This window comes from Streptomyces sp. NPDC001903 (assembly GCF_042891345.1).
Taxonomy (GTDB): Bacteria; Actinomycetota; Actinomycetes; order Streptomycetales; family Streptomycetaceae; genus Streptomyces.
This window is the reverse complement of the sequence record NZ_JBIASZ010000013.1, coordinates 1-25445: the sequence shown is the minus strand read 5'-3', so window position 1 is coordinate 25445 and position 25445 is coordinate 1. Positions and strand designations below refer to the sequence as shown.

Here is a 25445-nt window from a genome sequence, read left to right as displayed (position 1 = left end):
GTCAGTTCCTCCCGAAGTCGGCGAGGCCGTGCCGGAGCCTGCCGAAGGCGTCGTGCGCCTGGGCGTCGGTGGTGTCGTAGGCGTTGGCCGTGGTGTGGAGGTTGTCGGCCATGGTGTTCATCTGCTTCCCCAGGTCGACCATGTGGTCCTCCCACGCGGTCGCGCACCGCTTCAACGCCCCCGCGGAGGACCAGCCGTGGTGGCCGGCGGCTGCCGTGTCGCTCGAATCGAGGGACTTGCGGAGGTTCTCCAACGCCTTCTCGGCGGCCGCGTCCGCACCTCCCGCGCCTTGCCGCACGTAGTACGTCTTGATGTCCATGTCCACGCAGTCCCCCCTGAGTTGTACCCGAACAGCCTAACTTCGCTCATACGTGCGTTTTCGCCAGCGACACGGCGAGGCTTCGGGTGCGGGGGAAGACAGGCCCTGGGGGCGGGTTCCGGGTGGGCGGTTCAGTCGAGGCGGCCGCCCGTCGTGCGGCGGACCGACGCGGCCACGGCCGCCGCGAGCCCCGGCACTTCGGCGGGCTGCACGCCCGACACCGTGATCCGTACGCCCGGCCCCGACTCCACCCGGAACCGGCTGCCCGGGGCCACCGCCCAGCCCGCCGCGAGCAGCCGCGTCACCGCGCCCGTCTCGTCCGCGACCGGCACCCACACGTTCATCCCGCTGCGCCCGTGCGCCGGCACGCCCCGCTCCCGCAGCGCCTCGACCAGCGCGTCCCGCCGCTGCGCGTAGGAGCGCGCGACGGCCGCCCGGTCCACCGCCCCCGAGCTCCACAGCTCGACCACGGCGTACTGGAGCAGCCGGCTCACCCACCCCGGGCCCAGCCGCTGCCGCCCCCGCACCCGGTCCAGGGTCACGGCGTCGCCGGTCAGCACCGCCAGCCGCAGGTCCGGGCCGTAGGCCTTCGCCGTGGAGCGGACCAGGGCCCAGTGCCGGGTCACCCCGCCGAGCGAGTGCAGCGGCAGGTCCACGATGGCGTGCCCGTGGTCGTCGTCGACCACCAACACCTCCGGGTACCGCGCCAGCAGGCCGCGCAGCTGCGCCGCACGCTCGGCGCCGACGGCCGCCCCGGTCGGGTTCTGCGCCCGCGCCGTCACCAGCAGCGCCCGCGCCCCCTGCGCCAGCACCCGCTCCACCGCGGAGACGACCGGCCCGTCGTCGTCCACCGCCACCGGGACCACCCGCAGCCCCAGCGCCGCCGCCAGGTCCAGTACGGATCCCCAGCCCGGGTCCTCGATCGCCACGGCGTCCCCCGGCCGCAGGTGCGCGGCCAGCACCCGCTCGATCCCGTCCAGTGCCCCCGAGGTCACCCCCACCGGCCCGGCGGGAACACCGTCGGCGTCCAGGTCGGCCCTGGCCAGCCGCTCCAGCTCCGGCACCACCGGGTCGTCCCCGTACAGCGTCGGCGCCTGCGCGTAGCGCCGCGCGGCCCCGGCCAGGGCCGCGTCCAGCGCGGGCAGCAGCCGTACGTCCGGATTCCCGGAGGCCACGTCCCGCGCCCCGGGCGGCACCGCCACCCGCAGCTCGTCGCGCGGGGCGCTCGCGGGGCGGCCCCGGACCCGGCTGCCGCGCCGCCCGTCGGTCTCGATGACCCCGCGCTCGCGCAGCGTCCGGTAGGCGGCGGCCACGGTGTTCGGGTTCACCCCGAGCACGCCCGCGAGCTCCCGCATCGGCGGCAGCAGCGCTCCGGGCGGCAGCGCGCCCGATCCGACGCCCGCCTCGACACTCGCCGCGATATCCGATGCGCGACGCCCTGTGATCCGATACTCTCCTAGCACAAAGCCGATTATGCACTAGTACAACGGAGATTGCACCATGACCGCCACGACCGACACGCAAGAGATGCCCGAGACGAACGGAGCGACCGGGACGACCGGCGGCGGCTACGAGCCCACCGACCGCACCGTCCCGAGCCGCTCCCGCGAGCGGGCGCGCTACGACCGCGAGACGGTGCACTCGATACTCGACCAGGCCTACGTCTGCCACCTCGGCTTCGTCCGCGACGGCGCCCCCGTCGTCCTGCCGACCCTGTACGGGCGGGTGGGCGAGACCCTCTACGTCCACGGCTCGACGGGCTCGCGTCCGCTGCTCGCCGCCGGCCAGACGGACCCGGGCCTGCCGGTCTGCCTGACCGTGACGCACGTGGACGGCCTGGTGCTGGCGCGGTCCGCCTTCCACCACTCGATCAACTACCGCTCGGTGATCGTGCACGGCACCGCCTACCAGGTGACCGACGAGGCCGAACGCCGGATGGCCCTCGACGCCCTCGTCGACCACGTGGTCCCGGGCCGCTCGGCCGACTCCCGGCCCGCCAACGCCAAGGAGCTCGCCGCCACCGCGGTGATCCGCCTGGACCTGAACGAGGTGTCGGCGAAGCTCCGTACGGGCGGCCCCAACGACGAGCCCGAGGACATGGGCCTGCCCTACTGGTCGGGCGTGGTGCCGGTCACGCCGGTGCACGGCACCCCGATCCCGGCCGACGACCTGGCCCCCGGGATCGCCACCCCGGACTACCTCGCCGCGCTCTGAGCCCCACAGGGCTCACCGGGCTCGCGGGACTCATCCGCCCCTCGCGGCCTGCGCGGCTCACGGGCGGGCCGGACCTCCGGCCCGCCCGCGGGGCCGCCCCGGCCCCTGCCCGCCTCCGCCGCGATCAGCGCGCCCACCGCCGTCAGCAGCAGTACGGTGCCCAGCACCACGGCGCCGGTCAGCCGCTCCCCGAGCACCAGCACGGCGATCACTGCCGCGCTGACCGGCTCGATCAGCATGATCACGGACACCGTCGCGGCCCGCACCGCGGCGGCTCCGGTGAAGTACAGCGCGTACGCCAGCGCCGTCGGCACCGTGGCCACGTACACCAGCAGCCACAGCACCCGCCCGAGCTCGGCGGTGTGCGGCACCAGCCCCTCCGCTGCGGCGAGCGGCAGCAGGCACACCGTGCCCACCGCGACCGACCAGGCGGTGGTGACCAGCGGGTCCCCGCCCGCCCCGCGCCGCCCAAGCCAGCGGGCCCGCAAGGTCATCCCGGCGTACCCGGCCGCCGACAGCAGGGCCCAGCCGACGCCGAGCGGCCGCACCTCGCCTCCCCCGCCGCCCAGGACGAGCACGCCGAGCCCGGCGAGCGCCCCGACGACGGCGGCCGCGCCGCCCCGGCCGAGCCGCTCCCCCATCCAGTACCGGGCCCCGACCGCGATCAGCACGGGACCGGCGCCGAGGGTGACCACCGTGCCGACCGCCAGGCCGGTCTCGCGCACGGCGCCGAAGTACGCGGACTGGAAGAGCGTGAACATCAGGCCGGTCCCGACGAGCGAGGCCACCGACGGCCGTGCCGAGGCCCGCGCGGCGGCCGCCGCGCCCCGGGGCCGGCGTACGGCGAGGACCCCGAGCAGCACCAGCAGCCCGCCGGCGCACCGCCAGAACGACAGGGCGAGCGGGCCGAGGTCACTGGCCAGGAAGAGGAGGGAGGCGGCCGCCCCGGCGGTGCCCCAGGCGGCTCCGGCGACGACGAGGTACAGCAGACTGCGCCCTGAAGCGGGCGAATGATTCGACACGAGTGTGCTCCGCGCGTGCGTGAAGGATGAAAGGGAAGGTCATCGCTTCGCGGGCAGCGCGGACCGGCCCGGGAACTCCCCGGGCGGGGTCCTCGTCACAGGGGCGGCTGCCCGCGGCTACGCGGCGGGAGGCGGAAGCACGGTCGAATGCACGAGCACCACCCTAGGCTTTCAACGTCTCGCGGTCCAGAACGGCGGACTCCGGATCCGCCGCACCCGGCGGGGTGGGGCGCGCCGACTGCGCGATGAAGGCTCCGCCCAGCACGAGCGCACCACCGACGATCTGCGGCGTCGAGAGGTGCTCGCCCAGCAGGATCCAGGCGAACACGGTGGCCACGACCGCCTCCAGGCAGGCCACGACACCGGCCACCTGCGGCGAGAGCTTGCGCACCGAGACCACGCCGGTCAGGTACGCGAAGACCGTCGCGATCAGCACCACCCAGCCGAGCAGGGCCCACGCGGGCACCCTCAGGTCCCCCATCGCGGCGAACCCTCCCAGCACCTGCCAGTCGATCTGCCACGGCCGGGCGATCACCGTCATCACCAGCGCGCCGATGAGCATGCCGTACGCGATCACACCGATCGGGTCGGGCACGTCGTCCTCGGCTCCGCCGTCGGCGCCGTGGTCCGCGAAGACGAAGTAGAAGGCCTGGCAGCAGGCCGCGGCGAGGCCGAGCAGCACGCCGAGGGGGTCCAGGCTGAGCCCGGACCAGATCTCCACCACGCAGGCCAGCCCCACGACGGCGACGGCGGCACCGGCCGCGGCGGCCCGGGTCACGGGCTTGCGCTGCACGAAGCGGATCCAGCCGAGCAGCAGCGCCGGGCCGAGGTACTCCAGCAGCAGGGCCACGCCGACCGGGATCCGCGACAGGGAGGCGAAGTAGAAGGCCTGCACGCCCGCGACGGCGACGATGCCGAAGCCGGCGAGCAGCAGGGGTTTGCGCACCAGGAGGTAACGGTGGCGCCAGGCCAGCGGGGACAGCACCAAAGCCGCCCCGGCCACCCTGAGCCAGACCATGTGGAGCGGGTCCAGACCCGCCTCGATCAGCGGCTTCGCCGCCACACCGGAACCACCGAACGCAACGGCCGAGACGAGCGCGAGGCCCAGTCCGGCGTTTCTCCCTGACGCTTGCATCGGGCCATCATGGCAGGGCCGGTCAGGACCGTCACAGCCATGACGCCTGTTGAGACGGATCCGAGACCGGGCGTGACCGGACCGATGGTTTCTGACAGGTCGTCAGTATTGAATGTTCCGCCCGCCGGGGCTACCTTCCGCCGCACGTACCCGACGAGAAGGGGTGGCCGCATGGCCGAAGTGACCGCGGAATCACGCATCGAGGCGTCCGCCGCGAAGGTCTGGGCCCAGCTGACGGACTGGGCGGCGTACGGCGAGTGGAGCATGACCCACACCAATTTCCCCAAGGGCGGACCCGAGACCCTCGCGGTCGGGGCGACCTTCGTGGAGAACATGAAGATGATGGGCTTCCCGGCCGAGGTCGCCTGGACCGTCTCGGAGCTGGAGGAGGAGCGCCTCTTCGCCGTCACGGGCAAGGGCCCGATGGGCGTGGCCATCCTCACCCGGTACACCCTCGTACCCGACGGCGCGGCCACCACGGTCCGCATCGACGGGGAGTTCAACGGGGCCGCCGTCTCCCTCATGGCGGGCAAGCTCAAGGACTCGGCCACGGCCGCCCTCAACGAGTCGCTCCGCAAGCTCGCCGGCCTGGTCGCCTGACCCCTCCCCCGACGGGTGCCCGGATACGGCGGCGCGCCCCGCGAGCGGACTCGCGGGGCGCGCCGTTTCCGTGCGGCCGGCCGGCTCAGTGCTCGTCGGCCAGGATCAGGTAGAGCTTCTTGCGGGCGTCGTTGATCACCGCGAGGGCCTTTTCGCGCTGCTCGGGCGAGCCGGTCTTGAAGACCTGGCCGAAGGCCTCGAACAGGCCGATCCCGGCCGTCCGGACCTCGTGCATCGCCTCGAAGTCGAACCCGCGCCCGGCGTCGGCCCAGGGGGCCTCCGAGCCGGACTCGGCCTCGGTGCGGCCGGCGTCGGTGAGCGTGAACAGCTTCTTGCCGCCCTCGCTCTCGCTGGAGATGAGCCCCTCGTCCTCGAGCAGCTGGAGGGTCGGGTAGACCGATCCCGGGCTGGGCTTCCAGGCCCCGCCGCTGCGCTCGCCGATCTCCTGGATCATCTCGTAGCCGTGCATCGGCCGGTCCTTGAGCAGCGCCAGGATCGAGGCGCGCACATCTCCGCGCCGGGCCCGGCCGCGCGGTCCGCCGCGCCCGCCGCGCCCGCCCCAGGGGCCGCCGCCGAAGGGCGGTCCGAACGGGCCGAAGGCAGCGCGCCGCCCCTTGAACTCCTCCCGACGATCGGGCCCGCAGTGGCCGTGGCCCCGTCCGTGCTCGTGTTCGTGCTGTCCGTGTGAACGCATGACTGCGCTCCTTTCGTCTTTCGGTTTCCTGTCATCGCTGTTGCGATGCCTCAACTATCGTTGACCCATCGCGATGCGTCAACGATATATCGGAAACTCGTACCGAACACGTCCGCGACCAGGCCAGTCATCCGCGATTGGCCTTTGTCGACGATCAAGAAACGGCCCTACCGTCGGTCCATGCGCCTCCGAATCGTCGACGCCTTCACCGACCGCCCCTTCCGCGGCAACCCCGCCGGAGTCCTCCTCCTCGACGGCGGGTTCCCCCCGGACGCCTGGCTCCGGCAGGTCGCCGCCGAGGTCAACCTCTCCGAGACCGCCTTCGCCCACCCGCTGCCGCCCGGCGGGGACGCCGACTGGGCCCTTCGCTGGTTCACCCCGACCGCCGAGGTCGACATGTGCGGCCACGCCACGCTCGCCACGGCGCACGTGATCGCGACGAGCGGCCTGGCCACGGGGCTGATCCGGTTCTCCGCCCGGTGCGGCGTCCTCACCGCCGCGACCGCGCAGGACGGCACGATCACGATGGACTTCCCGACGTCCTCGCTGACCCCGGTGGAGGCGGACCCCGCCGTACGCAGCGCCCTCGGAGCGGAGATCCGGTCCGTCCACGACACGTCCGAGCACATCGGCGACCTGCTCGTCGAGCTGGCGGACGAGCGGGCCGTACGGGAGCTCACCCCCGACATCGCCGCTCTGCGCGGCCACGCCCACCGCGGGGTCATCGTCACCGCGGCCGCCGAGGACCCCTCCCGCGGGTACGACTTCGTCTCCCGCGGCTTCTTTCCCGCCTTCGGGATCGACGAGGACCCGGTCACCGGCAGCGCCCACACCGCGCTCGCCCCGTTCTGGGCCGCCCGGCTGGGCCGTACCTCACTCGTCGGCCTCCAGGGCGGGGCCCGCACCGGCCGCGTCGCGGTCCGGCTGGCCAGCGACCGCACGCTCCTGACCGGCAACGCCGTCACCGTGATCGACGGGGAACTCCTCGCACACCCCGAGGCCTAGGGGGCGTCTTGCCGATCAGGCCGGGCTCGCGGGGTCTGGTGCCGCGCCTCGCCGCGTTGTCCTCGGTCGCCGACACTCCGTGTCGCCTCCCTCGTCCGCCTTGCGATCCACGGCACCAGACCCCGCTCCCTGATCCGCCCTGATCGACAAGACACCCCCTAGGAGGTGTCCTACGGCGTCGGCAGCCAGCCCACCTTGCCCGCCAGCAGCGCGTACCCGCCGAAGGCCACGATGTCGAGCAGCGCGTGCGCGACGACGAGCGGCATGACCCGGCCCCAGCGGCGGTAGGCCAGCGCGAAGACGACGCCCATCACCATGTTGCCGAGGAAGCCGCCGATGCCCTGGTAGAGGTGGTACGAGCCGCGCAGCACCGAGCTGGCCAGCAGCGCGGCCGTCGGCGACCAGCCCAGCTGGTCCAGCCGACGCAGCAGATAGGCCAGCACGATGACCTCCTCGACCACCGCGTTCTGCAGGGCGGAGAGGATCAGCACGGGGAACTTCCACCACACGTCGGGAAGCGCCTCCGGCACCACCGTGAGGTTGAAGCCGCTCGCCCGCGCCGCCAGGTAGAAGGCCAGCCCCGCGCTCCCGATCCCGGCCGCGACCAGGGCTCCGCGCCCCAGGTCCCAGCCGGGCCGGGTGCGGTCGAAGCCCAGCACCCGCAGCCCCGGCACGCCCTCCCGGGTCAGCAGGTGGGCGACCAGCAGCACCGGCACCAGCGCGGTGCCGATGCCGAACAGCTGCCAGGCCAGGTCCAGCCAGGGCCGGCCGGGGGCGTACGAGCCGTTGAGGGTGGCGGCCTGGTCCTTGAGGCCGCCCGGCTTGGTCAGCGAGCCGATGAAGCTGATCAGGGAGGAGACGGCGCTCGCCCCCAGCGAGAGCGCCAGCACGAGCAGCGTCTCGGTGCGCAGGACTCCCCGCCGCCCGTCCTCGTGCAACGCCTTGACCACCGGCTCCGGATCCGCCCGCACGTCCGACTCCCGTCCCGCCGTTCCGCTTCGTCCACCCCATACTGCCCCTTCGGCCGGGGAAGCGGATCACCGGACCCGGAACGCGGGCGGAGCCGAGGGCTCGGCGGGCCGGGAGCCGTCCCGGGTTCAGCGCCGTATCGGAACGGCCGCGCTCACCTCCTCGTCCGCCAGTCCCACCGGCCACGTGTGGACCGGATCTCCCTTGTGCATCAGCTCGCTGTAGCGCCGGGTGATGGCGGCCAGTGCCTCCTCCCGGCCCAGCCCGGACGCGAGCGCCCGGTGGTAGGTGTCCACCTGCCAGGTCGCCCCGTTGACCCTGCGCTGGCAGCGCTCCTCGATGATGCCGAGGTAGTGGTCGCGGTCGGCGGGCTCGATGCCCCACGCGTCCAGCCCGGCCGCCGCCATCGGCAGCAGCTCGTCCAGGACCAGGCGCACGGCCGACACGCTGGCCAGCCCGCCGCCCCGGCCCCGGCGCGGCCAGCGCAGCCGCGCGTCGATGCCGTAGCGGCACGCGGCGTCGAAGTTGGCCTCCGCCTCGGCGAACGGCAGCCGGGTCCACACCGGCCGCTGCTCGTCGGCGAGCGTGCGGACGAGCCCGTAGTAGAAGGCGGCGTTCGCCACCACGTCGGCGACCGTCGGCCCGGCCGGCAGCACCCGGTTCTCCACCCGCAGGTGCGGCATCCCGTCGGCGACCCCGTACACGGGCCGGTTCCACCGGTAGACCGTGCCGTTGTGCAGGACCAGCTCCTGCAGGCTCGGCACCCCGCCCTCGGCGAGCACCCGCAGCGGCTCCTCCTCGTCACAGATCGGCAGCAGCGCCGGGAAGTACCGGACGTTCTCCGCGAAGAGCTCGTACGCCGACTCCACCCAGCGCTCCCCGAACCAGGTCCGCGGCCGCACCCCCTGGGCCTGCAGCTCGGGCGGCCGGGTGTCGGTGGCCTGGGTGAAGAGAGGCGGCCGCGACTCCCGCCACAGCTCTCGCCCGAACAGGAACGGCGAGTTGGCGCCGACGGCTATCTGTACGGCGGTCACCGCCTGCGCCGCGTTCCACACGTCGGCGAACCGGGCCGGCGTCACCTGCAGGTGCAGTTGTACGGAAGTACAGGCGGCCTCCGGGACGATCGACCCGGTGCTCCAGGTGAGCCGCTCGACCCCGTCGATGTCGAGCAGGAAGTCCTCGCCGCGCATCATGAGGATCTGCTCGTTCAGCAGCGAGTAGCGGTCCACCGCCGAAAGGTTGGCCGTGACCAGGTCGGAGCGGGTGATCGTCGGCAGGATGCCGATCATCACCACCCCGGCGTCGATCTCCGCGGCCTGCCGGTGGGCATAACCGAGCCCCGCACTCAGTTCCTCGGCGAGCTGGTCGAATACCCGCCCGCCGAGCCGGTGCGGAAGTACGTTCACCTCCAGGTTGAACATTCCGAGTTCGGTCTGGAAATCCTGGCTCGCTATCCGCTCCAGAACCTGCGCATTCACCATTCTCGGCAACCCGTCGGAACCCGCCAGATTCAGCTCGATCTCCAGCCCCATCATGTTCTTGGGACGATCGAACCTCTTCTCCGCCAGAAGCCGCTCCAGCCCCTCCAGGCACTCGTGGAGCTTCCTCCGATACTTCTGCCGATCGGACAGGTCGAATCCGCCCGCCACGACCTTCTCCCCCATCGGAGCGTCCCTCCTCGATTGCGCCCGGCCCATGCCACCCAGGCGCGCGTGTACGGTCGATGATGCCCCGGAGGCGAGATCGATAACGCCTTGGGGGGCGTGCGTGGCGGGGAGCGCGCGCCGGTTTGGCCGAAGGGCGCTATGGCACATTCACCTGGCAAGACGTCGTATGCAAATTCCGCATGGGTTTTGCCGGTTCCGGATAATGGACGCTTTCCAGCCGAGCCCTTGTCCGGTAACCTCCGAGGTCAGCGCGACATGTTCGCGCGCAACCGGCATGAAAGCCATGTCAGCGGGACCGGTAAGCGCCTTGTCGGCAATAGGCGGGACAGCTAGCCGAAACACTGCGTGAACACATGTCGTATAAACTCCGCAAACGAGGCAGAGAGTTGGCGCGCGGCCATTGCCCCTCAGCCCCCCTCTGGCCCCAGAATGCGACAGCGCCGTCCGCACCTGCCCCGTTCCACAGGTCTCCCAAGTGAGAGGCGACCCACCATGCCGCTGCATGTCCCTCCGGCTCCCGCGCCCGCCCTGCGCAGCGTCCTCGCGGCACTCGGTTCCCCCACCGCCGTCCACGAGGCGCACACTCCGGCCCTGCGCGCGCTGCAGGGCCCGCTGACCGCCGAACTGCCACTGCCCGTCCACGTCCTGGACCGGCTGAACATCTCCCAGCTGGCAGCGGGGGGCCGCCCGCCCCGCACCCGGCTGACCGCCTGGCGGTTCCTGATCCGCAGCGGCGACCGGTACGTCGCCGCCGCGGACACCCGGCTGACGCCGGACGGCTGGGTCTTCTCCCATTTCTTCGAGGGTCCCTACGTCGCGGCCACCGAACGCGCACTGCGCCAGGCGGAATCGCTCGGCAAGAGCTACCAGCCGCGGCTGCTCTCCGTGCCGGAGCTGTACATGCTGACGCTGTGGCTGCACGGGGCGGTCGGCGCCGACGCCTCCGCCGGGCTGCCCGCCGCCGCGGATCTGCTGGTGCCGCTGGCTCCTGCCCCGCCCGGGATCGCCCCGTACCGGCCGCACCCGGTGTCCGAACTGCTGCCCGTGATGACGCACCGGCTCACTCCGCCGAGCCCGCCGGTCCCGCCGTCCCTGGCCGCGCCGGCCGCCTGAGCGGGGTCCGGCCCGCCGTGCGAGGCGTCTGAGCAGGCGCGTTCCACGCCACTGGTCCGTACTGCCCATTCGGCCTAGCCCAGCCGGGCCACCCGCGAACCACCCGAAATGACAGGGGAGTTGACCTGAACCGCCCGCACGAGTGATGCGTCATCAATCTATGAGGACAGCTGCCGGGAAATCCCTGCGGACGCAACTCCGGAGGGCAACACTGGGACCCTGACCAAACCAAGACGTTGATACGGGGGGCGGCCATGAACAAAGCATCGAGCCGCAGCACACAGACCACACCGCAGCGAAAGAACGCATCCATGTGCCAGCACCAGCCAGCGTGCCCGTCAGCCGACTCCGCCGACCGGGAGGCCGCCAAGCCGTTGGCCAACCACCCGGAACAGGGCTGGAGCCTGCTGTGCAACGGCGTCCTGCTCTTCGAGGACACCGGTGAGCTGCTGCCGGACGGCCAGATCATCGCCCCGCACCGCCCGCTCGCGGCGGTGCAGGTGATGAAGGCGGCCTAGTAGGCGACAGCACTGAACGGGAACGGAGCAGAAGAGAACGACGAGGGGCCGGCCCGGGAATGATTCTCCCGGACCGGCCCCTTCGTCACACCGTCACGTCATACGAATGTGTCAGTTGTCGTACTCGTCCAGCGGCGGGCAGGAGCAGACCAGGTTGCGGTCGCCGAAGGCACCGTCGATGCGGCGCACCGGCGGCCAGTACTTCTCCGCCGCGGTGACCCCGCCGGGGAAGACCGCCTCGTCACGGCTGTACGGGTGGTTCCACTCGCCGCCGAGGGCCGCCGCCGTGTGCGGGGAGTTGGCCAGCGGGTTGTCGTCCACCGGCCACTCGCCGCCCACGACCCGGTCGATCTCGCCGCGGATGGCGATCATGGCGTCGCAGAAACGGTCGATCTCGGCGAGGTCCTCGGACTCCGTCGGCTCGATCATCAGCGTGCCGGCCACCGGGAAGGACATCGTCGGGGCGTGGAAGCCGTAGTCGATCAGGCGCTTGGCGATGTCGTCGACGCTGACGCCCGTCGCCTTCGACAGCGGACGCAGGTCGATGATGCACTCGTGCGCGACCAGGTTGCCCGGGCCGGTGTAGAGCACCGGGTAGTGCGGCTCCAGGCGCTTGGCGATGTAGTTCGCGCCCAGCACCGCCACCTGGGTGGCGCGCTTGAGGCCCTCGCCGCCCATGAGGCGCACGTACGACCACGAGATCGGCAGGATGCCGGCGGAGCCCCACGGCGCCGCCGAGATCGGGCCGACGCCCGTCTCCGGGCCCGCGGTCGGCTGGAGCGGGTGGTTCGGCAGGTACGGGGCCAGGTGCGCCCGGACACCGACCGGGCCGACGCCCGGGCCGCCGCCGCCGTGCGGGATGCAGAAGGTCTTGTGCAGGTTCAGGTGCGAGACGTCGCCGCCGAAGTGACCCGGCTTGGCCAGGCCCACCAGGGCGTTGAGGTTGGCGCCGTCCACGTAGACCTGGCCGCCGGCCTCGTGCACCTGGGCACAGATGTCGGCGACGTGCTCCTCGAACACACCGTGCGTCGAGGGGTACGTGATCATCAGCACGGCGAGCTCGTCGCGGTACTGCTCGATCTTGGCGCGCAGGTCGGCCGCGTCCACCTCGCCGTCGTCGGCGGTCTTGACGACGACGACCTTCATGCCGGCCATCACGGCGCTGGCGGCGTTGGTGCCGTGCGCGGAGGACGGGATGAGGCAGACGGTGCGCTGCTCGTCGCCGTTCGCCCGGTGGTAGGCGCGGACGGCCAGCAGGCCGGCGAGCTCACCCTGGGATCCGGCGTTCGGCTGGATGGAGACCTTGTCGTAGCCGGTGACCTCGCAGAGACGTTCCTCCAGCTCGGTGATGAGCGTGAGGTACCCCTCGGCCTGCTCGACCGGGGCGAACGGGTGCAGCTGGCCGAATTCGGGCCAGGTGACCGGCTCCATCTCGGTGGTCGCGTTGAGCTTCATGGTGCAGGAGCCCAGCGGGATCATGCCGCGGTCCAGCGCGTAGTCCTTGTCCGCCAGCTTGCGCAGGTAGCGCAGCATCGCGGTCTCGCTGCGGTGCTGGTGGAAGACCGGGTGCGCCAGGTAGTCGTCCGAGCGCAGCAGGCCCTCGGGCAGCGCGTCCTCGGTGGTCTCGTCGAGCGCCTCGATGTCGGCGCTGACGCCGAAGGCGACCCAGACGGCCTCGACGCCGGCGCGCAGCGTGGTCTCGTCACAGGAGACGGAGACGCGGTCGGCGTCGACCTGGAACAGGTTGACCCCGCCCTTGCGGGCGGCGGCGACGACCTCGGCGGCCTTGCCGGGCACCCGGGCGGTGACGGTGTCGAAGTACGAGCCGTGCACGATCTCGACCCCGCCGGCCTTCAGACCGGCCGCGAGCAGGGCCGCGTAGCGGTGCGTACGGCGGGCGATCGTCCGCAGGCCGTCGGGGCCGTGGTAGACGGCGTACATGCCGGCCATGACGGCGAGCAGCACCTGCGCGGTGCAGATGTTGCTGGTGGCCTTCTCGCGGCGGATGTGCTGCTCACGGGTCTGCAGCGCCAGGCGGTACGCCTTGTTGCCGTCCGCGTCCACGGAGACGCCGACGAGGCGGCCGGGCAGCGAGCGGGCGTGCTTGTCCTGGACGGCCATGTAGCCGGCGTGCGGGCCGCCGAAGCCCATCGGGACGCCGAAGCGCTGGGTGGTGCCGACGGCGATGTCCGCGCCGAGCGCGCCCGGGGAGGTCAGCAGGGTCAGCGCGAGCAGGTCGGCGGAGACGGCGACGATCGCGCCGAGGCCGTGCGCCTGGTCGATGAGCGGCTTGATGTCGCGTACGGCACCGGAGGCGCCCGGGTACTGGACGAGCACACCGTAGACGCCGCGCTCGGCGACCTCGGCCGGGATGCCCTCGGACAGGTCGGCGACGACGACCTCGATGCCGATCGGCTCGGCGCGGGTCTCGATCACGGCGATCGTCTGCGGCAGCGCGTCGGCGTCGACGAGGAAGATGTTGCCCTTCGACTTGCCGACGCGGCGGGCCAGCGTCATGGCCTCGGCGGCCGCGGTGCCCTCGTCGAGCAGGGAGGCGCCGGAGGTCGGCAGGCCGGTGAGGTCGGCGACGACGGTCTGGAAGTTGAGGAGCGCCTCGAGGCGGCCCTGCGAGATCTCGGGCTGGTACGGGGTGTACGCCGTGTACCAGGCCGGGTTCTCCATGACGTTGCGCAGGATCACCGGCGGGGTGAAGGTCCCGTAGTAGCCGAGACCGATCATCGAGGTCAGGACCTGGTTGCGGTCGGCGAGCGAACGCAGCTCGGCCAGCACCTCGGCCTCGGTCCGCGCCTCGGGCAGGTTCAGCGCCTCGGCGCTCTTGATCACATCCGGTACCGCGGCGGCGGTCAGTTCGTCCAGCGAGCCGTAGCCCACGTGGGCGAGCATCTTCGCCTGCGCCTCGGCATCCGGGCCGATGTGGCGCTGCTCGAAGGGGATGCCTCGCTCCAGCTGGGAGAGCGGAATACGGTTGGCGGTCATGTACGGAGGCCTCCTGGGTCGTACGACCTGCGAGGGGCACCACGGCGCGGGCACCCGGACGGCCTCCCCCTCTGTCATCTCAACCTGAGAGCTTCACCGGAGTCGCGGGGATGGCCCGCGGATTCCGGCTTTCACCGTCGGTGAGGAGGGGAACCGGCACTGCGCGCCCGGTACCCGCCCCTGCTTTCCAGAGTGGCCTCACCACGTGCGGTACGTATGCCTGAGAGATTCCGGGGAGGATTTGCTCCTTCGGCGCCTCCGTCGTACTCACTCGGAGGACTCTCCCGCACAGGGTCAACAGCCGTCACCCAGCCTACCAGCGAGGTTCCGACACCTGCCTCGAGTGGCCCGCACTCCGGAAATGCCCTTCTGTAGTCATTACGGAGGAGTTGCGACCATATGGAGGGACCGTGCAGACCGACATCGATCCGCGCAGCCTGATCGGCCGCAAGGCGTTCGACCGCAACGGAACCAAGATCGGCACCGTCGACGAGGTCTACCTCGACGATGCCACGGGCGCGCCCGAATGGGCCGCCGTCCGGACGGGCCTGTTCAGCCGGGACGCCTTCGTCCCGCTGGAGCCGAGCGAGGTCGTCGGCGACACCCTGCGGGTCCCCTTCGAGCGCTCCCTCATCAAGGACGCCCCGGACTTCGGCGTCGGCCGCCACCTCTCCCCCGAGCAGGAGCTGCAGCTCTACCACCACTACGGGCTGGACGTCTCCCTGCCGTCGGACATCCAGCGGGACTTCGGCCGCCTGGCGAACGGGGACGACAACCCCACCCCCTAGGGGGTGTCCGCCCCGGCCTGCCCCACGAGGGGCAGCGGATCGGAGGGCTCCAGCTCGGGGTCGTCCACCCGGAAGGTGCGCACCCGGCCCGGTGGAGATCCGGGCTGCTCGAACCGCACGGTCACCCTCCCGACCCCGCTGCCCTGTACCCACCCGGGTCCGTACACGGCGTGCAGTACGTCGCTCCCGGCCGCCCAGCGGCGCTCCGGGGCCGGCTCGGGCTCTCCGGTCGGGCCCCCGGGCTCCGCGGCCTCGGCGGGCCCTCCAGGCCCTCCAGGCTCGCCTTTCTCCGGGACACCACCGGGCTCGGCGGCCGCGCCCTCCGCGACGGCCTCCGCCTCCGCCGCCATCGACTGCGCGAACAGGTCCTCCTGGGTGTAGTCCGCCAGGCCCGTCACGCCCACCCCCAGCAGCCGGACCCCGCCCGTGGTGTCCACCGCCTCCAGCAGCCGCGCCGCGGCCTCCCGCACCACCGCGGGGTCGTCGGTGGGCCCCCGCAGCGTCTCGGAGCGGGTCAGGGTCGAGAAGTCGTAGCGCCGCACCTTCAGCACGATCGTGCGCCCCGAGTGCCCCGAGCCCCGCAGCCGCTGCACGCACCGGTCGGCGAGGCGCTGCACCTCGGTCCGGATCCGCACCCGGTCGTGCAGGTCCACGTCGAAGGTGTCCTCCACCGACACGGACTTCGCATCGCGCTCGGCGACCACCGGCCGGTCGTCCAGCCCCAGCGCCATCCGGTACAGCCCGACCCCGTGCGAGCGCCCGACCATCCGGACCAGCTCGTCCTCGCCGGCCTCGGCCAGCTCCCCGACGGTGGTGATCCCGGCGCGCCGCAGGTGCTCCCCCGTGACGGGCCCCACCCCGGGCAGGGTCCGCACCGACATCGGGGCCAGCAGCTCCCGCTCGGTACCCGGCTCGATCAGCAGCAGCCCGGCCGGCTTGGCCTCCTCGGACGCCACCTTGGCCAGCATCTTGGATCCCGCCAGCCCCACGGAGCCGCTGAGGCCCGTCGCGGCGCGGATGTCCGCCCGCAGCCGCTCCCCCGTCTCCCGGGCGCTCTTCGCGTCGAAGGCGGTGCCGCCCGCCTCCAGGTCCACGAAGGCCTCGTCCAGGCTGAGGGGCTCCACCAGCGGGGAGAGCTCCCGCAGCAGCCCCATGACCACCTCGCTGACCGCCTGGTACAGCCGGAAGCGGGGGATCAGGTATGCGCCGTTCGGGCAGAGCCGGCGCGCCTGGGCCGTCGGCATCGCCGAGTGCACCCCGAAGCGCCGGGCCTCGTACGAAGCGGTGGCGACCACCCCGCGCGGTCCGAGCCCGCCGACGATCACGGCCTTCCCGCGCAGGCTCGGCTTCGACGCCTGCTCCACGGAGGCGTAGAAGGCGTCCATGTCCAGATGCAGGATGGTCGGCGCGGCTCTCACAGCCCCGATGCTGCCTCATGCCACTGACATTCGGCCGGGGCCGGGCCCGGCCCCCTGCGTCCGCGCCGGAACGCGTGCTCAGCCGGCCCGGTTGCGCCGGGCCGCCAGCTCGTCCGTCGGGTTGTGGCCGACCACCGTCTCGCCGGTGTCCACCCGTTCGCCGTGCAGCTGCGACAGCGCGTTCTCCACGTCGCGCCAGACCACGCCCACGGCGATGCCGAAGATGCCCTGCCCGCCCTGGAGCAGGCTCACGACCTGGTCCGGCGAGGTGCACTCGTACACGGTGGCGCCGTCGCTCATCAGCGTCATGCGCTCGAGGTCCGAGAATCCGCGGTCGCGCAGGTGCTGGACGGCGGTCCGGATGTTCTGCAACGCCACCCCGGTGTCCAGGAAGCGCTTGACGATCTTGAGGACGACCACGTCCCGGAAGCTGTAGAGCCGCTGCGTCCCGGAGCCGTACGCGGGGCGCACCGTGGGCTCCACCAGCCCGGTGCGCGCCCAGTAGTCGAGCTGGCGGTACGTGATGCCCGCCGCGGCGCACGCGGTCGGTCCGCGGTAGCCGACCTGCTCGGGCGCCGCGTCCGCGCCCACCGGCGCGACCGGTGCGCTGTCCGGCTGACGGCGCGCGGAACCCGCCGCACTGCCGTGGAGCGGGTACGGCCCACCGTCACTCCGCACGGGGATGCCCCCGGTCGTACCGTCGCCCGTGACTCTCACGCCGACCCTCCGTCCTTGACCTGCCCCCTCGAAGGTAGGCAGTCACCAGGGGTGCGTCAACGATCGCCACACTCGGCACGCCGAGTGATAATCACCCTGAGAGTGGTTTCCCGTGTCCTATGCCGGGGAAAGGCTAACCGAATGGGCTGATTCTCCCCGTGGACACGCGGCGTGGACGGCGCGGCCGCGGCTCACTGCGGCCCGGTACCGAAGTCCTCCGGAGAGATCTGGTCGAGGAACTCGCGGAACTTCTCCACCTCGTCCTCCTGCTCGTCCGGAATGGCGATTCCGGCGTCGTCCAGCACGCCGTCGCTCCCGTAGATCGGAGTTCCGGTACGCAGGGCCAGCGCTATGGCGTCGGAAGGCCGCGCGCTCACCTCGACCCCGCTGGCGAAGACAAGCTCCGCGTAGAAGACGCCCTCCCGCAGATCCGTGATCCGGACCTGGGTGAGCTCCTCGCCGATCGCCTCCAGCACGTCCTTGAACAGGTCGTGCGTCAGCGGCCGGGCAGGGGCCATGCCCTGCTGCGCGAAGGCAATGGCGGTCGCCTCCCCTGGTCCGATCCAGATGGGGAGGTACCGGTCGCCTCCCACTTCACGCAGGAGCACGATCGGTTGGTTGGAGGGCATTTCCACCCGGACACCCACAACGTCGAGCTCGTTCACACAGCAACCCTAGGACCTGCCCGGCAGGTTTGGGTAGTCGGGCCCCCCTCGGGGATCCCCGAGGTCAGTGCAGACGGACCCCGAGCGCGGTCTGCACCAAGGCCTCGTGGAGCCTTACGGACAGCCCCGCGAGCTCCTTCAAGGTGGCCTCGGCATGCGCCCTGGTCTGTGGGTTGCGGTGCCGCCGAAGCGGTGCCACGACCTGCTCCACCAGACCTGCCTCGCGGTCCGCGGCGGCCTTCATGGCCCGCAGGTGCCTCGGCTCCAGCCCGAACCGGCCCAGATCCGCCACCAGCCGGGCCACGGTGACCGTCTCGGCGTCGAATCCGCCGCCCGGGACCTCGCCGATCAGCCCGTACGACTCCCACTCGGCGAGCTGCGTTTCCTCCACCTCGGCCGCGGCGAGCAGCTCGGCGCGCCCCACCCGGGCGGAGGAGGCCCGCTCCCGGCCCACCTCGCCGTAGACGGCGCCAGGGCTCGAGGGATCGACGGCCTCCCCGTGCGCCGTGGGCCCGGGGATGCGGATCTGCTCGCCGCGGGCGAGCGCGTCCAGCTGCTCGCGGATGACCTTCAACGGCAGGTAGTGGTCCCGCTGCAGCCGCAGGATGCGGGCCAGCCGCTCGACGTCCTCCGTGCTGAACTTGCGGTATCCGGAAGGTGTGCGCCGGGGCTCGACGAGCCCCTCCGCCTCCAGGAAGCGGATCTTCGAGATCGTGACTTCGGGGAACTCGTCGCGCAGCAGCGTGAGCACCGTGCCGATGCTCACCAGCCGCCCGGCCGAGCCGACGCTGCCGGCGGTGCCGCTCTTCGGGGCACCGCCGGTGGGGATACGCAGCATGGGACCTTCCCTCTGGGGTTTCCCCCGGACCGGGTCCGGGGGTGGGGTCCCCCAGGCGGAACCCAGGCGGGGATCCCCCCGGACGCAGTCCAGGGGGAGGATCAGACGCCCCGCAGGCTCGCGTAGAAGACCAGCCGGTACTTGCCGATCTGCACCTCGTCGCCGTTGTGCAGGGCGACCGAGTCGATCGGCTCACGGTTCACGTACGTGCCGTTGAGGCTGCCCACGTCGGCGACGGTGAAGCCGCCGTCCTGGCTCCTGCGGAACTCGACATGCCGCCGGGAGACCGTGACGTCGTCCAGGAAGATGTCGCTCTGCGGGTGCCGGCCCGCCGTGGTCAGCTCACCGTCCAAGAGGAAGCGGCTGCCGGAGTTGGGACCGCGCCGCACGATGAGCAGAGCGGAACCCGGAGGCAGGGCTTCCACCGCGGCCTGGGCCTCGGGGGACAGCGAGGACGACACGTGCTGTTGTCCCGACACCTCGGCCTCGTAGGCCTCGAGGCCCGAGATCGAGATGGTGGACGTGGTCTCCGAGGCACGCTCCGGCGTCAGACCCGCCCGCAGCGGCGCGCCGCAGTTGGAGCAGAACCGGCTGGCCGCATCGCTGCGGTGTCCGCACCTGCTGCAAACCTGCTCGGCCGACATGGACGGCTCCTCGCGCCGCGGCTGCCCCGCGGAGGCATTGGTGGCATACGGGTCGGGGGCAAACCCTCCACCCGAACTTGAGGTTGATGGTTCACCGAAACCTATGCGTCCGGAACCGGCAGGGTCAACAGACGACGCGCCCGGCGCGCCCGAAACATCCCCCGCGCCGGCGACCTCGTCACGGAAGAGCGGCCGGTCGCCCTGCCCTTCCACCTCTCCCTGCCCCGCACGGTGCCTGGCCGCACCGCTTTCCTCGCGGTTCTTCTTGCCGAACAACTTCTCAAACAACTTCACGGGCGATTCCCCTTGAACGAAACAGACCCGCCCGTGGGGCAGGACGAACTCCGAATGCACACACCTGCCGACCCGGACATTCTCACAACGTCCGTAACCACCAGACAGTTTCCACCACGCGGCACGACTTCAGTGCGCCGACCCCCCGCAGGCATCAGCCCGCGTGAGCCCGTCCGCGCTCCGTCCCGCGTCACGACGATGACGACCGAGCGTAGTCAGGCTGCTTCGCAGCCCGCAAGGCATCCACAACGATCTTCGCCGACCGTGTGACGGCGACGGTGGCCTGTTCCTTCTCCAGCGTCTGCACGACACCGCCGGGAATGTTCAGGGCGGGCTCCAGATCCTGCGGCTTGCCGATCACCTTGAACTCATAGGGCTGTGTGATCTTCTTACCGTCGATCCCGATCCCGCCGCCCTCATCCGAGAAGAACGAGCTCGCCCCGATGCGCACACCGTTGACCTGGATCGCCTCGGCCCCGGCCGCCCGCAGCTCCTGGAGGGTGTCCAGCAGCTGGTCCGACTGCACCTGGCCCTTGGGATCGGTGATCTTCAGCGTGATGCCCGGTCCCTGCGCCGCCACCGTACCGGCCAGGATCCCGAGTTGGCGTTCCTTCTCGACCGTCTGCCGACGGGCCTCCTCGGCCTGATTCGAGCTGCTCTCCAGCTCCTTGCGCTGGTCCTCCAGCCGCTGCTTCTCGTCCTCCAGGCGCTTGGTCCGCCCGTCGAGCTCGTCGAGGATCCGCACCAGGTCCTCCTGGCGGGCCCCGCGCAGCGCGCTGGAATCGCTGTTCGAGCGCACCTGGATGGCCAGGCCGAGCCCCAGGACGAACAGGAGCAGCGCGACGATCAGTTGGGCCCGGCTCACGCGCGGCGGCCACACCGCCTCCGCCAGCCGCTGCCGACCGCTCCGCGCGGGCGCTGCGGGCTGCGCGGCCTGAGCGTCCTGGGCGGACTGATCGTCTTGAGCGGCCTGATCGCCCTGAGCGGCCGCGGCGCCCTCGGCGGCCGCCGCGGGCCCGGGCCCGGCGGGCCGCGCCGGCTCGTCCTGCGGCGGCAGCTCCGAGCCCATCGGCTCCTCGGGCGGGTTGTCGTTCGTACTCATCGGCCTCACGCCCGGAACACGTGCCGGCGGATGGCCGCGGCGTTGGAGAAGATGCGGATGCCGAGGACCACGACCACACCGGTGGACAGCTGCGAGCCGACGCCCAGCTTGTCGCCGAGGAAGACGATCAGCGCCGCGACCACCACGTTCGACAGGAACGACACCACGAAGACCTTGTCGACGAAGATGCCGTCCAGCATCGCGCGCAGACCCCCGAACACCGCGTCCAGCGCCGCCACCACGGCGATCGGCAGATAAGGCTCGACGACGGCCGGCACTTCGGGCCGGACCAGAAGTCCGACCACCACTCCGGCCACCAGGCCCAGTACCGCGATCACGATGCACCCTTCTTCGGCTCTTCTGCTGTAGCTGTACGTACGGTCAGGCTCGACGCGGCCGGCAGCCTCAGCTGGTCGGCCGGGGACAAGGTGGCGCGGATCCCGTAGTTCTCCTGCAGGGCGTGCAGGTACTGACCGTCCGCGGAGTCCTGGAACGCGGTGCCGAGCCGCTTCTTGTCCCCCACCGCCAGCACCTCGTACGGCGGCACCAGCGGCCTGTTGTCGACCAGTATCGCGTCACCCGCGGCCCTGATCGCCGACAACGCAGTCAGCCGCTGCCCGTTGATCGAGATGGCCTCGGCGCCGGACTGCCAGAGCCCGTTGACGATCTTCTGCATGTCCCGGTCCCGCAGCCGGCCGGTGTCGGAGAACCCGGCGTTCTCGCGCGGCTTGCCGCCACCGCCCGAAGAGGAGCCCTTCGCGTCGTCCACGACCAGCTTCAGACCGGGCCCCTGGACCTCCGTCGCACCGGACAGCAGCGCCACGAGCTGCCCCTGGTCCCCGCCGTGCTGTTTGAGCGCCTCCCGCTGGCGGCTCGCCACGTTCTCCCGCAGCCGCTCGATGTCCCGCTCAAGGCCGTCCGCGTGCTCGTCGGCCCGCTGCACCCGGTCGATCAGCTCCTGCCGCTCCTTGGCCAGCACCGGAGCCGCTATCCGTGCCTGGGCGGCACCGAGCGTGACGACCATGGCGGCGAGCACGAGCCCGGCGGCGAGCGCCAGCTTGGCCTTCAGGGTCCGCGGCAGCCCTGCCGTGCCCTCCGCCTCGCGCCGGGCCGACGCTTCCGCGTAGCCCTCGTCGAGACTGTGGTCCATCACGTGCGTCAGCAGCGACATGGATGCGTCCGGACGCGCGGGAGGCGCCGGCGCCGAACTCCGGTTGTGGGGCGGCTGCGACATGCCGCTCATCGTCGCATGTCGGCGCCGCCCGCACCGAATGCGCCCGTCCGGTGGACAGGGAGCGACATCCGCCGCACCCGGCCCACCGGACCACTCCGTTTCCTCAGCCGCCGGTGCTCAGTGCCCGGCGCCGTCCACCACGCCCGCCCACTCGTCCAGCAGCGCCTGCGCGGACGCGTCGTCGGGGCCCTCGGCCCACAGGTGCGTGACCGCCTCCGCCGGGTCCGGCAGGACCAGCGCCCACCGCCCGTCGGCCTCGACGACCCGTACACCGTCGGTGGTGTCCACCTGCCGGTCCCCGGCCGCCTCCACGACCCGCCGCATGACGAGCCCCTTCACCGCCCACGGGGTCGGCACGTCCCGCTTGAGCACATGGGCTCGCGGTATGCGCGCATCGATCTGGCTCAGCGTGAGCTGCGTCCGCGCCACCAGCCCGATCAGCTGGACGAACGCCGCCGACCCGTCGAAGACGCTGCTGAACTCCGGAACGATGTAGCCGCCCCGGCCGTCACCGCCGAAGATCGTGTTCTCCGCCCGGCCCACGCGCGTCAGGTCGTCGGGCGAGGTCGTCGTCCACTCCACCTGCGTGCCGTGGTACGCCGCCACCTGTTCGGCGATCCGGGTCGTGGTCACCGGCAGCGCCACCTTGCCGCTGCGCTTCTCGGCGGCCACCAGGTCGAGCAGCACCAGCAGCGCACGGTCGTCCTCGATGATCCGCCCGCGCTCGTCCACCAGGGAGATCCGCTCGCCCACCGGGTCGAACCGGACCCCGAAGGCGGCCCTCGCCGAGGCCACGATCTCCCCGAGCCGCACCAGCCCGGCCCGCCGCGACTCCGCGGTCTCCGTCGGCCGGGACTCGTCGAGCCCCGGGTTGATCGTCAGCGCGTCCACTTCGAGCCGGCCCAGCAGGCTGGGCAGAACCAGCCCGGCGCTGCCGTTGGAGGCGTCCACGACCACCTTCAGCCCGGAATCCGCGACACCGGTCGTGTCCACCCGCCTGAGCAGGGAACCCGTATAGGCGTCGAAGACGCTGCCCGGGAACTGGAGGTCGCCGATCTCGCCCGGGAACGCCCGCCGGTACTCCTGGCGCGCGTACACCCGGTCAAGCTTGCGCTGCTGCTGGAGCGAGAGGTCCGCTCCGCGCTCGTCCAGGAACATGATGTCGACCGAGTCCGGCACACCGGGCGAGGTCCGCACCACGATCCCGCCCGCGGTACCCCGCGCGGTCTGCTGCCGTGCCACCGGCAGCGGTACGTTCTCCAGGTCGCGTACGTTGATCGCGCTGCACTGCAGCGCCGAGATCACCGCCCGCTTGAGCGCTCTCGCGCCACGGGAGTGGTCGCGGGCCGTGGTGACCGTGGCGCCCTTCTTCAGGGTCGTCGCGTACGCGCCGGCGAGCCGGACCACCAGCTCGGGGGTGATCTCCACGTTCAGAATGCCGGTGACGCCGCGGGCGCCGAACAGATGCGCCTGACCTCGCGACTCCCAGATCACCGACGTGTTGACGAAGGCGCCGGCCTCGATCGTCTTGAAGGGGTAGACGCGCACGTTCCCCTGAATGATCGATTCCTCACCGACCAGGCACTCGTCACCGATGACCGCCCCGTCCTCGATCCGGGCGGCCCGCATGATGTCGGTGTTCTTGCCGATCACGCAGCCGCGCAGATTGCTGTGGGGCCCGATGTAGACGTTGTCGTGGATGACGGCCTTGTGCAGGAAGGCACCGCTCTTCACGACCACGTTCGACCCGACGACCGTGTGCTCGCGGATCTCCACGCCGGCCTCGACCTTGGCGTAGTCCCCGATGTACAGCGGCCCGCGGAGCACCGCGTCCGGGCTGACCTCGGCGCCTTCGGCGATCCAGACGCCGGGCGAGATCTCGAAGCCGTCCATCTCGACCTGGACCTTGCCTTCGAGCACGTCGGCCTGCGCCTTGACGTAGCTCTCGTGCGTGCCGACGTCCTCCCAGTAGCCCTCGGCCACGTAGCCGTAGATCGGCCGGCCTTCCTTCATCAGCTGCGGGAAGACATCGCCGGACCAGTCGACCGGAACATCCGGGTCCACGTAATTGAAGACCTCGGGCTCCATCACGTAGATGCCGGTGTTGACGGTGTCCGAGAACACCTGCCCCCACGTCGGCTTTTCGAGGAAGCGCTCGACCTTGCCTTCCTCGTCCACGATGGTGATGCCGAATTCCAGCGGATTCGGCACCCGGGTCAGGCAGACGGTGACGAGTGCCCCCTTCTGCTTGTGGAAGCGGATGAGATCGGTGAGGTCGAAGTCGGTGAGCGCATCGCCGGAAATGACGAGGAAAGCATCGTCCTTCAAGGCCTCCTCGGCGTTCTTCACGCTGCCGGCAGTGCCGAGTGGCTTCTCCTCGTTGGCATAGGTGAGCTCCATACCGAGCTCCTCGCCGTCACCGAAGTAGTTCTTGACGAGCGACGCCAAGAACTGGACGGTAACAACGGTCTCACTGAGCCCATGCCGCTTGAGCAGCCTGAGCACGTGCTCCATGATCGGCCGGTTGGCCACCGGCAGGAGCGGCTTGGGCATGCTCGAGGTCATGGGGCGAAGACGAGTGCCTTCGCCACCGGCCATCACGACGGCCTTCATGTCGGAAGAGTCCTCCTTGAGAGACGACGTTCTCGCCGACCTCACCCGTCCCGGACGGTGACTCCGCAACTCCTCCGCGTCAGTCCCACGCCGAGCGAGCTCAATCGGCCGTGGCGTCCGCCTTCACAAGCCGGCGGACCTGCACCACGTAAAGGATTCCTGCCCACCAATAGAGGGTTGTACCCCATCCGGCGAACGCCCATCCGAAAACTGACCCCATCCAGGCCAACCAACCCGTACCGTCACTGAGCAACAGCAGGGGGAAGGCGTACATCAGGTTGAAGGTCGCGGCCTTGCCGAGGAAGTTGACCTGCGGCGGCGGATAGCCGTGTCGGCGCAGGATCCAGACCATCACCAGCAGCATCAGCTCACGGGCCACCAGGGCCCCGGTGAGCCACAGCGGCAGAATGTCTCGATAAGTCAGGCCGAAGAGCGTGGAGAGGATGTACAGCCGGTCCGCGGCCGGATCCAGCAGCCTGCCGAGGTTGCTGATCTGATTCCAGCGCCGCGCCAGCTTGCCGTCGAGGTAGTCACTGACCCCGCTGAGCATGAGCACGGCCAGTGCCCAGCCGTCGTGCTTCTCCAGAATCAGCCAGAGGAACAGGGGCACGCCGGCGAGGCGAGCCATGCTCAGGATGTTCGGAATGGTGAAAATTCGGTCCGTCTGAACCCGAGTCTCCTGGACCTCCACCCGGGGGCCTCCACTGTTGAACGTACGAACGATGCTTCATGACCCTACAGGACCCCGCAGCGGCCCAGAACGCAGAAAAGCCCCGCACCAGAAGGTGCGGGGCTTTCCCACAATGATTGTTCGGCGGCGTCCTACTCTCCCACAGGGTCCCCCCTGCAGTACCATCGGCGCTGAAAGGCTTAGCTTCC

24 protein-coding genes and 1 riboswitch are annotated in these 25445 nt (G+C 71.3%); of the genes, 6 read left to right on the top strand and 18 right to left on the bottom strand.

The features are described from left to right. Position 1 precedes the first annotated feature (1 nt). Positions 2-319 carry a type VII secretion target gene (locus ACFYZS_RS26325; protein ID WP_389017871.1) on the bottom strand — a complete coding sequence of 106 codons (318 nt, stop codon included), beginning with the start codon at positions 317-319 and terminating at the stop codon, positions 2-4. A 131-nt stretch (positions 320-450) separates the two neighbouring features. Continuing rightward, a complete protein-coding gene (locus ACFYZS_RS26320; protein ID WP_389017332.1) occupies positions 451-1782 on the bottom strand; it encodes an aminotransferase class I/II-fold pyridoxal phosphate-dependent enzyme in 1332 nt (443 codons plus the stop codon). A gap of 37 nt (positions 1783-1819) precedes the next feature. On the opposite strand from ACFYZS_RS26320, the gene ACFYZS_RS26315 reads away from it, so the two are divergent. Further along, a complete protein-coding gene (locus ACFYZS_RS26315) occupies positions 1820-2533 on the top strand; it encodes a pyridoxamine 5'-phosphate oxidase family protein (RefSeq protein ID WP_389017329.1) in 714 nt (237 codons plus the stop codon). Here the strand turns inward: ACFYZS_RS26315 and ACFYZS_RS26310 are convergent. Beyond that, positions 2515-3555 (bottom strand): DMT family transporter, encoded by a 1041-nt coding sequence (locus ACFYZS_RS26310; RefSeq protein ID WP_389017326.1) that lies wholly within the window; start codon positions 3553-3555, stop codon positions 2515-2517. The genes ACFYZS_RS26315 and ACFYZS_RS26310 overlap by 19 nt on opposite strands. A 163-nt stretch (positions 3556-3718) precedes the next feature. Beyond that, complete coding sequence (locus tag ACFYZS_RS26305) at positions 3719-4690, bottom strand: DMT family transporter (RefSeq protein ID WP_389017323.1); 972 nt, start codon at positions 4688-4690, stop codon at positions 3719-3721. A 171-nt stretch (positions 4691-4861) separates the two neighbouring features. Between ACFYZS_RS26305 and ACFYZS_RS26300 the strand changes: the two genes are divergently transcribed. Then, entirely contained in the window at positions 4862-5290 is a 429-nt protein-coding gene (locus tag ACFYZS_RS26300; protein WP_389017319.1) for an SRPBCC family protein, read from the top strand. 85 nt (positions 5291-5375) lie between these two features. Here ACFYZS_RS26300 and ACFYZS_RS26295 read toward each other — a convergent pair whose 3' ends face one another. Next, positions 5376-5984 (bottom strand): PadR family transcriptional regulator, encoded by a 609-nt coding sequence (locus ACFYZS_RS26295; protein WP_386172892.1) that lies wholly within the window; start codon positions 5982-5984, stop codon positions 5376-5378. 180 nt (positions 5985-6164) lie between these two features. On the opposite strand from ACFYZS_RS26295, the gene ACFYZS_RS26290 reads away from it, so the two are divergent. Next, a complete protein-coding gene (locus ACFYZS_RS26290) occupies positions 6165-6989 on the top strand; it encodes a PhzF family phenazine biosynthesis protein (protein WP_389017316.1) in 825 nt (274 codons plus the stop codon). Positions 6990-7159: 170 nt separating this feature from the next. Here ACFYZS_RS26290 and ACFYZS_RS26285 read toward each other — a convergent pair whose 3' ends face one another. Beyond that, positions 7160-7960: a CPBP family intramembrane glutamic endopeptidase gene (locus tag ACFYZS_RS26285; protein ID WP_389017313.1), complete on the bottom strand. Its 801-nt coding sequence runs from the start codon at positions 7958-7960 to the stop codon at positions 7160-7162. Positions 7961-8086: 126 nt separating this feature from the next. After that, complete coding sequence (locus ACFYZS_RS26280; protein WP_389017310.1) at positions 8087-9622, bottom strand: glutamate-cysteine ligase family protein; 1536 nt, start codon at positions 9620-9622, stop codon at positions 8087-8089. 495 nt (positions 9623-10117) lie between these two features. Between ACFYZS_RS26280 and ACFYZS_RS26275 the strand changes: the two genes are divergently transcribed. Beyond that, the gene (locus tag ACFYZS_RS26275) at positions 10118-10738 is read left to right on the top strand and encodes a hypothetical protein (protein ID WP_389017308.1); all 621 of its coding nucleotides are present in this window, start codon (positions 10118-10120) and stop codon (positions 10736-10738) included. A gap of 311 nt (positions 10739-11049) precedes the next feature. After that, entirely contained in the window at positions 11050-11256 is a 207-nt protein-coding gene (locus ACFYZS_RS26270; RefSeq protein WP_389017305.1) for a DUF5999 family protein, read from the top strand. Between the two features lie 111 nt (positions 11257-11367). On the opposite strand, the gene gcvP is transcribed toward ACFYZS_RS26270, so the two are convergent. Next, positions 11368-14253, bottom strand: coding sequence for an aminomethyl-transferring glycine dehydrogenase (gcvP, locus tag ACFYZS_RS26265; RefSeq protein WP_389017302.1), 2886 nt, complete (start codon positions 14251-14253; stop codon positions 11368-11370). A gap of 198 nt (positions 14254-14451) precedes the next feature. Beyond that, positions 14452-14550: riboswitch (glycine riboswitch) on the bottom strand. Between the two features lie 113 nt (positions 14551-14663). Between gcvP and ACFYZS_RS26260 the strand changes: the two genes are divergently transcribed. Next, the gene (locus ACFYZS_RS26260; RefSeq protein WP_389017299.1) at positions 14664-15041 is read left to right on the top strand and encodes a PRC-barrel domain-containing protein; all 378 of its coding nucleotides are present in this window, start codon (positions 14664-14666) and stop codon (positions 15039-15041) included. Here ACFYZS_RS26260 and ACFYZS_RS26255 read toward each other — a convergent pair. From ACFYZS_RS26255 to ACFYZS_RS26210, 10 genes are all read right to left on the bottom strand, one after another. Next, positions 15038-16459, bottom strand: coding sequence for a DNA polymerase IV (locus tag ACFYZS_RS26255; RefSeq protein ID WP_389017296.1), 1422 nt, complete (start codon positions 16457-16459; stop codon positions 15038-15040). The two genes, ACFYZS_RS26260 and ACFYZS_RS26255, sit on opposite strands and share 4 nt — an antisense overlap. Positions 16460-16537: 78 nt before the next feature. Continuing rightward, complete coding sequence (locus tag ACFYZS_RS26250) at positions 16538-17176, bottom strand: MerR family transcriptional regulator (protein WP_389017293.1); 639 nt, start codon at positions 17174-17176, stop codon at positions 16538-16540. A gap of 191 nt (positions 17177-17367) precedes the next feature. Then, the gene (locus ACFYZS_RS26245) at positions 17368-17841 is read right to left on the bottom strand and encodes a bifunctional nuclease family protein (protein WP_319732222.1); all 474 of its coding nucleotides are present in this window, start codon (positions 17839-17841) and stop codon (positions 17368-17370) included. Positions 17842-17905: 64 nt separating this feature from the next. Next, a complete protein-coding gene (locus tag ACFYZS_RS26240) occupies positions 17906-18679 on the bottom strand; it encodes a MerR family transcriptional regulator (protein WP_389017290.1) in 774 nt (257 codons plus the stop codon). Between the two features lie 101 nt (positions 18680-18780). Beyond that, the gene (locus tag ACFYZS_RS26235; RefSeq protein WP_389017287.1) at positions 18781-19677 is read right to left on the bottom strand and encodes an FHA domain-containing protein; all 897 of its coding nucleotides are present in this window, start codon (positions 19675-19677) and stop codon (positions 18781-18783) included. A gap of 130 nt (positions 19678-19807) precedes the next feature. Continuing rightward, a complete protein-coding gene (locus ACFYZS_RS26230) occupies positions 19808-20686 on the bottom strand; it encodes a DUF881 domain-containing protein (protein WP_389017284.1) in 879 nt (292 codons plus the stop codon). A gap of 38 nt (positions 20687-20724) precedes the next feature. Beyond that, positions 20725-21057, bottom strand: coding sequence for a small basic family protein (locus ACFYZS_RS26225; RefSeq protein ID WP_030158423.1), 333 nt, complete (start codon positions 21055-21057; stop codon positions 20725-20727). Continuing rightward, entirely contained in the window at positions 21054-21962 is a 909-nt protein-coding gene (locus tag ACFYZS_RS26220; protein WP_389017281.1) for a DUF881 domain-containing protein, read from the bottom strand. Before ACFYZS_RS26220 ends, ACFYZS_RS26225 begins: the two co-directional genes overlap by 4 nt. 108 nt (positions 21963-22070) lie before the next feature. Continuing rightward, positions 22071-24566, bottom strand: coding sequence for a mannose-1-phosphate guanyltransferase (locus ACFYZS_RS26215; RefSeq protein WP_229342012.1), 2496 nt, complete (start codon positions 24564-24566; stop codon positions 22071-22073). Between the two features lie 100 nt (positions 24567-24666). Then, positions 24667-25257 carry a CDP-alcohol phosphatidyltransferase family protein gene (locus tag ACFYZS_RS26210; protein WP_099893875.1) on the bottom strand — a complete coding sequence of 197 codons (591 nt, stop codon included), beginning with the start codon at positions 25255-25257 and terminating at the stop codon, positions 24667-24669. Between the last annotated feature and the right edge of the window lie 188 nt (positions 25258-25445).